Source organism: Pseudomonas sp. M20 (assembly GCF_045037865.1).
In the GTDB taxonomy this organism is placed as follows: domain Bacteria; phylum Pseudomonadota; class Gammaproteobacteria; order Pseudomonadales; family Pseudomonadaceae; genus Aquipseudomonas.
Window position 1 is genome coordinate 1,578,059 of sequence record NZ_CP173611.1, and the last position, 13,350, is coordinate 1,591,408.

Sequence of the window (13,350 nt, forward strand, 5' to 3'; positions counted from 1 at the left end):
TATGACTGCGCTGAAGTATCGGTAGGGTTTCCGGAACTTGTCAACGCGACTTTTGGTGTAGATGACGGAAGGTGAAACAGTTTTTTCCTCCGGGCGATCTCGCCTTGCAATGCAATCCCCTGTAGGAGTGAGCCTGCTCGCGATTGCGGTGTATCAGTCGAAGAGGATGTCGTCTGACACATCGCTATCGCGAGCAGGCTCACTCCTACAGGGGGCGTACTTGCCGACGAATTACAACAACGAAATCGGATAACTGATAAAGATCCGGTTCTCGTCAAACTCGTTGGTGCTGAAGTCCCGGCGAATCGTCGCGTTGCGCCATTTCACGTTGAGATTTTTCAGCGGGCCGCTCTGCACGGTGTAGGCCAGTTCCGACTCGCGGCCCCATTCCTTGCCGTCATTGGTGGTGGCGGTGTGCACGTTGTCGCCGCTGATGTAGCGGTTCATCAGGGTCAGGCCCGGAACACCGAGGGCGACGAAGTTGTAGTCGTGGCGCAACTGCCAGGAACGTTCCTTGGCGTTGTCATAACTGGCGTTGTAGCTGTCGTTGGCGAGGGTGCCGCCGCTGGTGCCGTTGACCCGCATCCAGGCGTCGTCGCCGCTGAGTTTTTGCAGGCCAACGTAGAAGGTGTTGCCGCCATATTTGGCCGAGAGCATGGCGAACGCGGTCTTGTTGTCGAGTTCGCCGGCCTGGGCGCTGCCGTCTTCCTTACCGGTGAAGAAACCGAGGTTGGCGCCCAGCGTCCAGTCGCCCAACGGCTGGCTGTGGCTGAGATTGAAATACTGCTGCTGGTAGATGTCCGTGAGTTCGGCGTACCAAACGCCGACCAGGGTGCGTTTGTCGTTGAAGGTGTATTCGCCACCGCCGAAGTTGAAGCGGTCGGAAGTGAACGCGCCACGGCCGTTCATTGACATGTCTTCCATGCTCGCGTCGTTGCGCGGGCTGTTGCCACGGAACTGGCCGCCGTAGACGGTCAGGCCATTGATCTCGGTGGAAGTGATCTGGCCGCCACGAAAAGTTTGCGGGAGGGAGCGGCCATCGTCGGAGCGCAGGATCGGCAGCACCGGCATCCATTCGCCGACCTTCAGTTCGGTCTTCGACACCTTGGCCTTCAGCGCTACACCGAGGCGGCCGAAGTTGTCGGCCGGACGCCCGTCATCGTGGATCGGCAACAGTTGCGTGCCGCCCGTGCCTTTGCCGCCATCGAGCTTCTGCGAATACATCCCCAGCAGATCAAGGCCGAAACCGACGGTGCCCTGAGTGAAGCCGGATTTGGCATCAAGGATGAAGTTCTGCGTCCACTCCTCAGCCTTGCCCTGCGGGTTGGCCGGGTTGACGAAGTTGCGGTTGAAGTAGGCGTTGCGCAGGTTCAGCGTGGCTTTGCTGTCGTCGAGAAAACCTTCGGCTTCGGCGCTCATCGGTATGGCGAGGGCGAGGCTGCTGCAGCCGATCAGACTTAAAGCGGTACGCGGGTGGGTGACGGAAAGACGGGAAGGGCGGACGGAACTGCGGACGAGTGTGCTCACTGTGACGCTCCCTGTTTCGTTTGTTGTTTTTATTATTTGTTATACGTCGTCGTACAACATGGGTGCGGATATTTCCTAGGTTTCCCGGGAATGTCAACAGCAAGTTGTGCGATGACTTCGGTCATCACACAGAACCCTTGTAGGAGTGAGCCTGCTCGCGATAGCGGTGTATCAGTCGACATTTCCATCATTGATACAACGCGATCGCGAGCAGGCTCACTCCTACAAGGGATCTGTGTTGTCCATGGGATGTGTGTTGCCGGTGAATTTGCGGCAAACTTCACCCACCTTCCGCACAAGGCTTTTCCATGGATCAATACGCCCCGCGCAACTGGCAGCCCCACGAAAAGCCCAGTCTGCCCGGTTCCCCCTCGACGCCGTTGCACTCCACCCCCAAGCGTCTGGCCTATGCGCTGGTCGGTTTGCTGGTGGCGGTGACCGGTGGCTTGGGCAACTCGCTGGTGGTTGCCAACTTGCCTTATCTGCAAGGTGCACTCGGCGCGACCACGGCGGAAATGGCCTGGTTACCGGCGGCGTACGTGATGACCAACGTGTCGATGAACCTGCTGCTGGTGAAGTTTCGCCAGCAGTTTGGTTTGCGCGCGTTCACCGAAGTGTTTCTGGTGCTGTACGCGCTGGTGACCTTCGGCCATCTGTTCGTCAACGACCTGAATTCGGCGGTGGCGGTGCGGGCGGCGCACGGCATGGTCGGCGCGGCACTGAGTTCGCTGGGTCTGTATTACATGGTTCAGGCGTTCCCGGCGAAGTGGCGGCTGAAGGCGCTGGTGCTCGGCCTCGGCACCTCGCAACTGGCGTTGCCATTGGCGCGATTATTTTCCGAAGATTTGCTGCAGATCGCCGAATGGCGCGGCTTGTACCTGTTCGAACTGGGCATGGCGTTGCTGTCGCTAGGCTGCGTATTGCTGCTCAAATTACCGCCCGGAGACCGTTTCAAAACCTTCGAAAAACTCGACTTTCTCACCTTCGCCATTCTCGCCACTGGCGTGGCGTTGCTGTGTGCGGTGTTGTCGCTGGGGCGGATCGATTGGTGGCTGGAGGCCGACTGGATCGGCTATGCGCTGGCCGCCTCGATTGCCTTGATCATCGCCGGTCTGGCCATCGAACATAACCGCAGTAACCCGCTGCTGATGACCCGTTGGCTGGGCAGCGGGACGATGATTCGCCTGGCGCTGGCGGTGACCCTGATTCGCATGGTCACCTCGGAGCAGTCCACCGGTGCGGTCGGTTTCATGCAGAACCTGAACATGGGCTACGAGCAGTTGCACAGCCTGTACGTGGTGATGCTGATCGGCAGCGTCGCGGGTTTGGTGACCAGCGCGCTGACCATCGACCCCAAACACCTGCTGATGCCGTTGATTATCTCGCTGGGTCTGATGGCCACCGGGTCGGTGATGGACAGCTTTTCCAACAACCTGACCCGTCCGGAAAACCTCTATTTCAGTCAGTTTTTGCTGGCGTTCGGCAGCACGTTTTTCCTTGGCCCGACCATGGTCTTCGGCACCCGTAACGTGTTGACCAATCCGCGCAATCTGGTGAGCTTTTCGGTGCTGTTCGGGATCTGCAATAACCTCGGCGGCCTGCTCGGTGCGGCACTTCTGGGCACGTTTCAGATCGTCCGGGAAAAATTTCATTCCAGTCAAATCGTTGAGCACCTGACGCTGTCTGACCCTTTGGTGGCGGCACGCGTGCAGAGCGGCGGCTCGGCGTACGGATCGCTGTTGGCCGACCCGAGTCTGCGCAACCTGGCGGGTATTCGCAGCTTGGCCAACGCCGCCACCCGTGAGGCCAACGTGCTGGCCTACAACGATGTGTTCATGCTGATCGCCGTGATTGCGGTGCTGACCATGATCTGGCTGTCCATTCGTGCGCTGTGGCTGATGAGCACCACCAAAGCCGTCGCCCCTGCGCCATCCACACCTTCCAGCGGTGCCACTTCTTCATGACCGAACCGACCACCACGACCACCAATGCCATTGCTGCCACGCCCGAGGGTGTGGCGCCGCCGTCATCGCCGAACACCGAGCCACGCTCGCTGCGGGTGCGGATTATTTCCTCGCTGGGCTTCGCGGCGATTGCCATCGTTGGCGTGCTGATCGTGCTGTATGCCTGGCAATTGCCGCCGTTCAGCAGTGCGGTCGAGACCACCGAAAACGCTCTGATTCGTGGCCAGGTGACGATCATCGGCCCGCAGCTCGCCGGTTATGTCTATGAAGTGCCGGTGCAGGATTTCCAGTACGTGAAGGCTGGCGATTTGTTGGTGCGTCTGGACGATCGCATCTATCAGCAGCGCCTCGATCAGGCGCTGGCGCAACTGGCGGTGCAGAAGGCCGCGCTGGCCAACGTGGTGCAGCAACGCAACAGCGCCGAGGCCACGATCAAATTGCGTCAGGCCGTGCAGGCCGACAGCGAAGCGCAGTTGCGCAAAAGCGAGGCTGACCTGCGCCGTAACCAGGAACTGGTGCGCGACGGTTCGGTGTCGAAACGCGAGATGGACGTCGCGCTGGCGGCCAATGCGCAAAGCATTGCAGCGGTGGCGCAGGCCAAGGCCAATCTGGAAATCGCCCGCCAGGATCTGCAAACGGTAATCGTCAATCGCGGCTCGCTGGAAGCCGCAGTGGCCAGCGCCGAAGCAGCGGTGCAACTGGCGCGGATCGACTTGTCGAACACGCGCATCGTCGCCCCGCGTGACGGTCAGCTCGGGCAGATCGGCGTGCGCCTCGGTGCCTACGTCAACTCCGGGGCGCAGTTGATGGCGTTGGTGCCGAACCAGAAATGGGTGATCGCCAACATGAAGGAAACCCAGATGGACAACGTCCGCGTCGGGCAGCCGGTGCGCTTCACTGTCGATGCCTTGAACCACCGCAAATTCACCGGACATGTGCAGCATATTTCGCCGGGGACGGGGTCTGAATTTGCCCTGTTGCAAGCGGATAACGCCACCGGCAACTTCGTCAAAATTGCTCAGCGCGTGCCGGTGCGGATCACCATCGATCCGGATCAGCAGGAAGAGGAGCGGTTACGGCCGGGGATGTCAGTTGTCGTCAGCATCGACACCGCCGCTGGAGACACCCAACCTCACTGATCAACAGATAACCCTGTGGGAGCTGGCTTGCCAGCGATGACGTCGGCATATCCGAAATATCTGTTCCTGACACACCGCCATCGCTGGCAAGCCAGCTCCCACAGGGGGATCGTGTTTCAGGTTGTGATCATCGGCGGTAGCGTGCCGAGCAGGGATACGGCGGCTACGGCACCAATGCCGAGTAACCATTCCAGTATCACACTGCGCCTGAGCGCGGCCATGCGCTGTTCGCAATCATCAATCCGCAAGCGATTGAACAGCGCCAGCCCAAGCATCCCCAGTACGATCAGCGCCTTGATCAGCAGAATCAACGCAAACCCGTTGAACAACGGCGTCGGCCACCATTGGCCAGTCAGCACGCGCACATTGATCAACCCCGTGATCAGCAGCCCCGCGACCAAGGCATAACCGACTCCGCTGAAGCGCTGCAAAACTTCACGCATCGGCTCCGTCGGCTGACGCAGAATCAGCACCAGCAACAACAACCCGCCCAGCCACGCCGCCACGCAGGTCAGATGAACGATCTGGTTGAGAATCAGCAGTTGCCCGTTCAAACCATCGAGCATCGCGCCATGTCCGACCGGAGCGAGAGTCGCCAGCAGCAGGGCACTCAAGCCAAGTCGCAACCGCATGCTTGAACGCCAAGGTGTGAACAGCAACGCCAACAGCACAGCATTGATCAGCAGATGCCAACGCCACACTTGACCAAAAAACGTATGGCCCAGCACCAGCGCAACCGTGTCCGGATCAAACGCCGCCGTAGCCGAGCCGGCCATGCTCGCAGTAATCAAAAGTGCCCAGACAATCCCGCTGACCAGCGCCACAGTCGTCAGCCAACGCGCCAGTCGCGCCAGGTGCCGATCCACTTGCGGCGCTTCATCCTTGAGCAGCAACGGCCTGAAGAGCCAGGCCCCGAACAGCATCAACACCACTATGAAATGCACAAAGCGGCACAGCACCAGCGTTTCACTCATGAATTACTGGCCCACCTTGAACTGATAGGCGCCTTCGCTTTTGTGCGTATCGACCGACACCGCGTGCCATTCGACTTTGTACTCGCCGGCGCTCAGCGGAGCGTCAGGGGTGACGATCAGGGTTTTCTTGTCGCCTTCGGTGGTCAGCGGTTTGATCGCGACCGGTGCGCCATCCTTGGTCACGGTGACTTTGGTGAAAGTGGCCTCGACACCTTCGGAAAAGGTCAGACGCAAATCGGCCGGGGCGGCGACGGTGCTGTCGGCGGCCGGGGTCTGGCTTTTCAGGTGGGCGTGGGCGAATACCGAGGATGCGGCGAACAACGAAGCGAGCAGGGCAGTGGTGGTCAGGACGTTCTTGAACAGCATCGCGAATACCTTTGGGGCAGGAGTGAAGAAGCGTCAGTTTAGCCATCCGCTGACGCCAGTACGAAGTTTTGTTTGCAGCGGTCGCCCGCGGAGCAGAGCGGATGCTAGTCTTGGGCAACGCTGTTGTCAGGGAGCCCTCATGGGCAATCACAAGATCGAGATTCGTCGCAGTAACGTCGAGAAAATCCTCCTGGCGGCGGAAAAAGTCTTCGCCGAAAAAGGCTTTGGCGGCACGGCCATGGCCGACATCGCCGCTGAAGTGCAACTGCCGCGTTCCAATCTGCATTACTACTTCTCAACCAAGAGCGAGCTGTACAGCGCAGTGCTGTTCGACCTGCTGGAAGTGTGGAAGCAGGACGCGCTGTGCTTCGAGATGTTCGATGACCCGCGCGTGGTGCTGAGCAGCTACATCCGCGCCAAGATGAACCACTCGCGCAGCCGGCCATACGGCTCGAAAGTCTGGGCCAACGAGATCATCCACGGCGCGCCAACCTTGGGCGAGGCACTGGATGTCAGCCTGTATGACTGGGCGAAAATGAAGGAAGCGAAGATTCGCCAGTGGGTCGAGGACAAGCGGATTCTGCCGGTGGAGCCGTCGAGTTTGCTGTACATGATCTGGGCGTCGACGCAGCACTATGCTGACTTTGATCATCAGGTGAATATTCTGAATGAGCACCAGCCGTTGTCGGACATGCAGTTTGAGCGGGCGGTGCAGACGGTGACGAGTGTGATTTTGCGTGGGATCGGGTTGGAACCCTAAAAGCAAAAGCTGACCCTCACCCCAGCCCTCTCCCGGAGGGAGAGGGGGCCGACCGTGGTGTCTTGCGAGGTACATCGACCTGAAAAAACCAGTCGATTATGGATTCAAGGCAGTTCGCGCTTGTGGATGTATCGATTGCGGATTCAAAGTAAATCGTTCACGTCGGTGGATTTCTGAAGCATCCCCCAATCAGTCCCCTCTCCCTTTGGGAGAGGGTTAGGGTGAGGGGGCTGTTGGATCAGTCGGCGATCTAGACCGCAACGTGATACGGATTGCGCGGATCATGATTCCAATCGAGAAACGGCTTGCCAGTCTCCATCGGCACCATCTCGATGCAATCCGCCACCGGACAAGTGATCTGGCACAAATTACAACCCACACACTCCTCATCAATCACTTCATATTTATGCGTGCCGTCCGCCTGCTTCAGACTGCCAATCGCCTGGTGTGAAGTGTCCTCACAAGCAATGTGACAACGCCCGCAACCAATGCATGCGTCCTGATCAATCTTGGCGATCACCTGATAGTTGATATCGAGGTACTTCCAGTCCGTGGTATTGCCCACCGCACGCCCGGAAAACTCGGCAATGTTGGCGTAACCCTGACTGTCCATCCACCGCGACAGCCCGTCCTTCATCTCCTCGACAATCCGAAAACCATGCAGCATCGCCGCCGTGCACACCTGCACTGCGCCGCTGCCCAGCGCCATGAATTCCGCCGCGTCACGCCAGCTGCCGATGCCGCCAATCCCGCAGATCGGCAGGCCCTGTGTTTCTGGATCGCGGGCAATCTCGGCGACCATGTTCAGCGCAATTGGCTTCACCGCCGAACCGCAATAACCGCCATGGGTGCTTTTGCTGCCGACGGTGGGCAGGGCGACCATGTGTTCCAGGTCGACGCTGGTGATCGAGTTGATCGTATTGATCAGCGACACCGCATCGGCGCCACCACGATGGGCCGCGCGGGCGGCCACGCGGATGTCAGTGATGTTCGGCGTCAGTTTGACGATCACCGGCAGCGAGCAATAGGTCTTGCACCAGCGCGTGACTTGCTCGACATACTCCGGCACCTGACCCACCGCCGCACCCATGCCGCGCTCAGGCATGCCGTGTGGGCAGCCGAAGTTCAGCTCGATGCCGTCAGCACCAGTGGCTTCCACCAGCGGCAGAATGTGTTTCCACGACTCCTCGACACACGGCACCATCAGCGAAACGATCAAGGCGCGATCCGGCCAGTCCTTCTTCACCTGAGTGATTTCGCGCAGGTTGATTTCCAGCGAGCGGTCGGTGATCAACTCGATGTTATTGATGCCGAGCACTTCACGGTTGTTGCCGTAGTGCGCCGAATAACGCGACGACACGTTGACCGCCGCCGGATCCTCTCCGAGGGTTTTCCAGACCACGCCGCCCCAGCCCGCCTCGAAAGCGCGGACGACATTGTAGGCTTTGTCAGTCGGCGGCGCAGAGGCCAGCCAGAACGGATTTGGCGCTTTGATGCCAGCGAAGACTATCGACAGATCGGCCATTTACGCAGCCTCCACGTTAAGCATCAGTTGAGCGTTGATCGCCTCGGCGGCGCGTTTGCCATGCTGCACGGCTTGCACGGTGAGGTCCTGATCGAGGCTGGTGCAGTCGCCGCCGGCATACACGCCGGGGATGCTGGTGCGCAGGTTTTCGTCGACCTGAATGCGCTCGCCCTGGCGCTTGAGTTCGCGGGCCAACGGGTCGGCGAGGGCGCTGCTGTCGAATGATTGGCCGATGGCTTTGAAGATCGCGTCGGCGACCAGTTCGAAGGTCTCGCCGGTGGTTTGCAGGCGACCGTCGACCAGATCGGTGCGGGCGAAACGCATGCCGCGCACATGGCCCTGAGCGTCGAGCAGCACCTCTTCCGGTTGCGCCCAGGTCAGCAGACGCACCTGATTGGCTTTGGCAATGTCTTGTTCATGACCGGTGGCGCCCATGTCCGCCGCGCCACGGCGATACACCAGATTGACGTCGCGGGCACCGAGGCGGGCCATTTGCACGGCCATGTCGATCGCCGTGTTGCCGGCGCCGAGGACGATGCAGCGTTCGGCCAGCGGCAGTTGCGTGAGGTCATCGGCCTGGCGTAATTCGCGGATGTAATCGGTGGCGGCGAGCAGGCCCGGGGCATCTTCGTGAGGCAGGCCGAGTTGCTTGCTGGCGTTGAGACCGAGGCCGAGGAACACCGCGTCGAACTGCTGATGCAGTTCGCTGAGGGTCAGATTCTCGCCCAGCTTCTGCCCATGACGAATCTCGATGCCGCCTATCTGCAGGAGAAAATCCAGTTCCTTTTGTGCGTAGTCGTCGACCAGTTTGTATTTGGCGATCCCGTACTCATTGAGGCCGCCAGCCTTCTCCCGTGCTTCGAAAATCACCACGTCATGCCCGTGCATTGCGCTGCGATGCGCACAGGACAAACCGGCAGGACCGGCGCCGACTACGGCAATTCGTTTGCCGGTGGCGGCGGCGCGCTGGAACGGGTGTTCGGTGAAGTGTGCATTGTCCACAGCGTAGCGTTGCAGCAGGCCGATCAGCACCGGCGCGCACTCCTGAGCGTTGTTGCGCACGCAGGCTTGCTGGCAGAGGATTTCGGTTGGACAGACTCGGGCGCAACTGCCACCAAGGATATTCGCCGAGAGAATTTTCTGCGCGGCACCGGGGACGTTGTCCTGATGAATGTTGCGGATGAACGACGGGATGTCGATCTCGCTCGGGCATGCATTCACGCACGGCGCGTCATAGCAATACAGGCAGCGCGAGGCTTCCAGATGCGCTTGGCGATCGTTGAGCGGCGGCGCCAGATCGGTGAAATGCCCGGCGAGGGCGGCCGCGCTTTCGTGCGGGTGGGGGAGATGGTTCAGGGTCTCGATCACGGTTTTGTGCCTCACGGTTATTGAGGTTCTCTGCCTCTATCGGGCAGTGGTTTTTGTGTTGTTTGAACTGACGCCATCGCGAGCAGGCTCACTCCTACAGGTGTACGCATTCCAAATGTAGGAGTGAGCCTGCTCGCGATGAGGCCGAAGGCCTGGATTTCAGCGTTTCACAGCAACTGGCTTATGTTGCTCAGCCCGCTTGCTCAGCAAATCAAACACCGCCGGATACGCCGGCCGTTCGATATACCGCCCGGCACCGCGCTCGGCGCGCAGGTCGCCATCAGCCCAGACCACCCGGCCCTGGCTGACGGTATGGCTCGGCACGCCGCGTACGGTCTTGCCTTCGAAGATGTTGAAGTCCACCTGCTGATGGTGGGTCTTGGCGGAAATGGTCCGGGTGCCTTGCGGATCCCACAGCACCAGATCGGCATCGGCGCCAACGCGAATCGCGCCTTTGCGCGGATAGAGATTGAAAATCTTCGCGGTGTTGGTGGAGGTGAGGGCGACGAAATCCTGCATCGACAAACGACCACTATTGACACCTTCGTCCCACAACACCGCCATGCGATCTTCGATACCGGCGGTGCCGTTGGGAATCTTGCTGAAGTCATCGCGCCCGGCGGCTTTCTGCTCGGCGCAGAAGCAGCAGTGGTCAGTCGCGGTGGTGTGTAGATTGCCGTTTTGCAATCCGTGCCACAGCGCTTCCTGATGACCGCGCGGACGGAACGGCGGGCTCATCACATAACCGGCAGCGGTCTGCCAGTCCGGGTGTTGATAGACGCTGTCGTCGAGCAGCAAATGCCCGGCGAGCACTTCGCCGTACACCGGTTGGCCCTTGCTGCGCGCATAGGTGATTTCGTCGAGGGCTTCTTTGGTCGAAACGTGCACCAGATACAACGGTGTGCCAATGGTTTCGGCGATCCGAATCGCCCGGCTCGCCGCTTCACCTTCAACCTGCGACGGACGCGACAGCGGATGCGCCTCCGGCCCGGTGATGCCTTGCGCCATCAACTTGCGTTGCAGGTGATAGACCAACTCGCCGTTTTCTGCGTGCACGGTCGGCACCGCGCCGAGTTCCAGGCAACGCTCGAAGCTCGCCACCAGCGTGTCGTCAGCCGCCATGATCGCGTTCTTGTAGGCCATGAAATGCTTGAAGCTGTTGATGCCGTGATGGCTGACCAGCTCGGCCATTTCCTCGCGCACCTGCTCACTCCACCAGGTGATGGCGACGTGGAAGCCATAGTCGGAAGCCGACTTTTCCGCCCAGCCGCGCCACTGATGAAAGGCTTCCATCAACGACTGCTGCGGATTGGGAATCACGAAATCGATGATCGACGTGGTGCCGCCGGCCAGACCGGCCGCCGTACCACTGTAGAAATCCTCACTGGCCACGGTGCCCATGAACGGTAGTTGCATGTGCGTGTGCGGATCGATGCCGCCGGGCATCAGGTATTGGCCGCTGCCGTCGAGCACTTCGGCGCCGGCGGGAATATCAAGGTTTTCACCAATGGCTTTGATCACACCGTCGGCGCAATAGACGTCGGCGCGATAACTTTCATCATGGGTAACAACGGTGGCGCCACGGATCAACAGAGACATTCCGAGTTCCTCGCAGGCATTGACCGACTTGTGTCGGTTCTAGATGTTTTATTGATGTACAGCGTTGCAGGGTGTATTCCTGTCAACTCTGTCAGGAATAGAAACTAGTCGCAGATTTGCAATAGAGCAAGATTATTTTTTATAAGCTTATGACCTTTTTAACTGTTTGAAAAATAACGATAAAAACAGAAAATCACCAAAATGGTGAGGCTGCTCACCATTTTGACGCACTTGACAGGATGGAAATATGAGCAAGATTTCCTATGTGAAATCAGCCGCTTGAAGTTGAGCTGCGGTTGCTCGCTCACGATGAAAATAAATGCAGTGCACCAGATTGAGTCCTGTCTGTTCGGACAACTTGGCAAGTGTTTAGCCTGAGCACCCAGACAAGTTTCCGCGAACTCATCCGGTGAATAATTAAAACTGATGAATATCAGAAAGTTGCAAAGCGTTTGAAGCACGGCCCTAGCGCCAAGCGGTTCACCCGGCACGTTTATTGATGCCGCCGCTGACACCATGGCCGGTGCACGAAAGTTGTCAGTTCCTCCGGCCATCGTCCGGCTCGCACCCTCGTGTGTCAGCCGCCTGATGAGCAAAAAAATAATCAGAAGAACAGTGGAGCGGCCATGCAACAGAACAGATCGCAAGTGACCGAGCGCGACGGCTTGTTCGAACTCGAAGCCGGCAGTGACGTCCTCGACAGTCCCCGTTACAACCACGACATGGCACCGACCAAGGTGCGCGAACGAACCTGGAACAAATGGCACATCACCGCGCTGTGGGTCGGCATGTCGATCTGCGTGCCGACCTACACCCTCGGCGGCGTGCTCACCGCCTACTTTGGCCTGACCGTCGGCGAAGCGTTGCTGGCGATTCTGTTCGCCAACGTCATCGTGCTGATTCCGCTCACGCTCAACGCCTTTCCCGGCACCAAGTACGGCATCCCGTTTCCGGTGTTGCTGCGTTCATCATTCGGCATTCTCGGTTCCAACGTGCCGTGTCTGATTCGCGCGCTGGTGGCGTGTGGCTGGTTCGGTATTCAAACGATGTTTGGCGGGTTGGCCATTCACCTGTTTCTCGGCTCGGTGTTCGAGGGCTGGAAATCCCTCGGCGGCACGGGGGAGGTGATCGGTTTCATGGTGTTCTGGGCGCTGAACCTGTGGGTGGTGATTCGCGGCGCCGAGTCGATCAAGTGGCTGGAAACCTTGTCGGCGCCGTTGCTGGTAGCGGTCGGCATCGGCCTGCTGGTGTGGGCGATGCCCAATGTGTCGATGACCGAACTGCTGGCGATTCCAGCGAAACGTCCGGAAGGCGCCAGTGTGGTCAGTTACTTCGCCGCCGGGCTGACCGCAATGGTCGGTTTCTGGGCGACGTTGTCGCTGAACATTCCCGACTTCAGCCGCTACGCCAAAAGCCAGAAAGATCAGATTCTGGGGCAGATTTTCGGCCTGCCGCTGACGATGTTTCTGTTCGCTTCGCTCGGCGTGATCATGACCGCCGCTTCGGTGAAACTCGTCGGTGTGACCGTCTCCGATCCGGTCACTCTGATCGGGCATATCCAGAGCCCGGTGTGGGTCGCGGTGGCCATGGCGTTGATCATCATCGCCACGCTGTCGACTAACACCGCCGCCAACATTGTTTCGCCGACCAATGATTTCCAGAACATCGCGCCCAAGGTCATCAACCGCACCAAAGCGGTGTTGCTGACCGGGTTTGTCGGGCTGGTATTGATGGGCCATGAGCTGCTGAAAAAACTCGGTTTGATTGTCTCCGATGTCAGTCTGGAAACCGTGTATTCCAACTGGTTACTGGGCTATTCGAGCCTGCTCGGGCCGATTGCCGGGATCATGGTGGTGGACTATTTCCTGATCAAGAAACAGCAACTGGACCTCGCCGGGTTGTACCGCGACGACGTTTATCCGGCGTGGAACTGGGCCGGGTTTCTCGCGTTCGGGGTACCGGTGGTGCTGACCTTGCTGTCGCTGGGCAGCGATGCATTCATCTGGTTTTACAGCTATGGCTGGTTCACCGGCTCGGCGCTGGGCGGGATTATTTATTACGGGTTGTGCGTGATGCGTGCGCAGCCTTCTGCAGTTAAGTCGGCGGTGTAGCGGATGGCCTCTTCGCG

General features: G+C 59.3%; 10 protein-coding genes. 4 read left to right on the plus strand and 6 right to left on the minus strand.

Annotation, left to right across the window (positions count from 1 at the left end):
- Positions 1–231 precede the first annotated feature (231 nt).
- The gene (locus tag ACI514_RS07200; RefSeq protein ID WP_405123384.1) at positions 232–1,527 is read right to left on the minus strand and encodes an OprD family porin; all 1,296 of its coding nucleotides are present in this window, start codon (positions 1,525–1,527) and stop codon (positions 232–234) included.
- 308 nt (positions 1,528–1,835) lie between these two features.
- On the opposite strand from ACI514_RS07200, the gene ACI514_RS07205 reads away from it, so the two are divergent.
- Both ACI514_RS07205 and ACI514_RS07210 read left to right on the plus strand, forming a co-directional pair.
- A complete protein-coding gene (locus tag ACI514_RS07205) occupies positions 1,836–3,491 on the plus strand; it encodes an MFS transporter (RefSeq protein WP_405123385.1) in 1,656 nt (551 codons plus the stop codon).
- Positions 3,488–4,630, plus strand: coding sequence for an HlyD family secretion protein (locus tag ACI514_RS07210; RefSeq protein WP_405123386.1), 1,143 nt, complete (start codon positions 3,488–3,490; stop codon positions 4,628–4,630). Before ACI514_RS07205 ends, ACI514_RS07210 begins: the two co-directional genes overlap by 4 nt.
- Positions 4,631–4,746: 116 nt before the next feature.
- Here ACI514_RS07210 and copD read toward each other — a convergent pair whose 3' ends face one another.
- Entirely contained in the window at positions 4,747–5,604 is an 858-nt protein-coding gene (gene copD, locus ACI514_RS07215; protein WP_405123387.1) for a copper homeostasis membrane protein CopD, read from the minus strand.
- A 3-nt stretch (positions 5,605–5,607) separates the two neighbouring features.
- Positions 5,608–5,970, minus strand: a complete 363-nt coding sequence (copC, locus tag ACI514_RS07220; RefSeq protein WP_160058524.1) for a copper homeostasis periplasmic binding protein CopC — start codon at positions 5,968–5,970, stop codon at positions 5,608–5,610.
- 139 nt (positions 5,971–6,109) lie between these two features.
- Here copC and ACI514_RS07225 point away from each other — a divergent pair, with 139 nt between their 5' ends.
- Positions 6,110–6,730 (plus strand): TetR/AcrR family transcriptional regulator, encoded by a 621-nt coding sequence (locus ACI514_RS07225; RefSeq protein WP_038365564.1) that lies wholly within the window; start codon positions 6,110–6,112, stop codon positions 6,728–6,730.
- Between the two features lie 250 nt (positions 6,731–6,980).
- On the opposite strand, the gene preA is transcribed toward ACI514_RS07225, so the two are convergent.
- From preA to hydA, 3 genes are all read right to left on the minus strand, one after another.
- Positions 6,981–8,255 carry an NAD-dependent dihydropyrimidine dehydrogenase subunit PreA gene (gene preA, locus ACI514_RS07230; protein WP_405123388.1) on the minus strand — a complete coding sequence of 425 codons (1,275 nt, stop codon included), beginning with the start codon at positions 8,253–8,255 and terminating at the stop codon, positions 6,981–6,983.
- Positions 8,256–9,623, minus strand: a complete 1,368-nt coding sequence (locus ACI514_RS07235) for an NAD(P)-dependent oxidoreductase (RefSeq protein ID WP_405123389.1) — start codon at positions 9,621–9,623, stop codon at positions 8,256–8,258.
- Between the two features lie 159 nt (positions 9,624–9,782).
- Positions 9,783–11,222 (minus strand): dihydropyrimidinase, encoded by a 1,440-nt coding sequence (gene hydA, locus ACI514_RS07240; protein ID WP_122843432.1) that lies wholly within the window; start codon positions 11,220–11,222, stop codon positions 9,783–9,785.
- 626 nt (positions 11,223–11,848) lie between these two features.
- Here hydA and ACI514_RS07245 point away from each other — a divergent pair.
- Positions 11,849–13,333, plus strand: a complete 1,485-nt coding sequence (locus ACI514_RS07245) for an NCS1 family nucleobase:cation symporter-1 (protein ID WP_405123390.1) — start codon at positions 11,849–11,851, stop codon at positions 13,331–13,333.
- Positions 13,334–13,350: the final 17 nt, after the last annotated feature.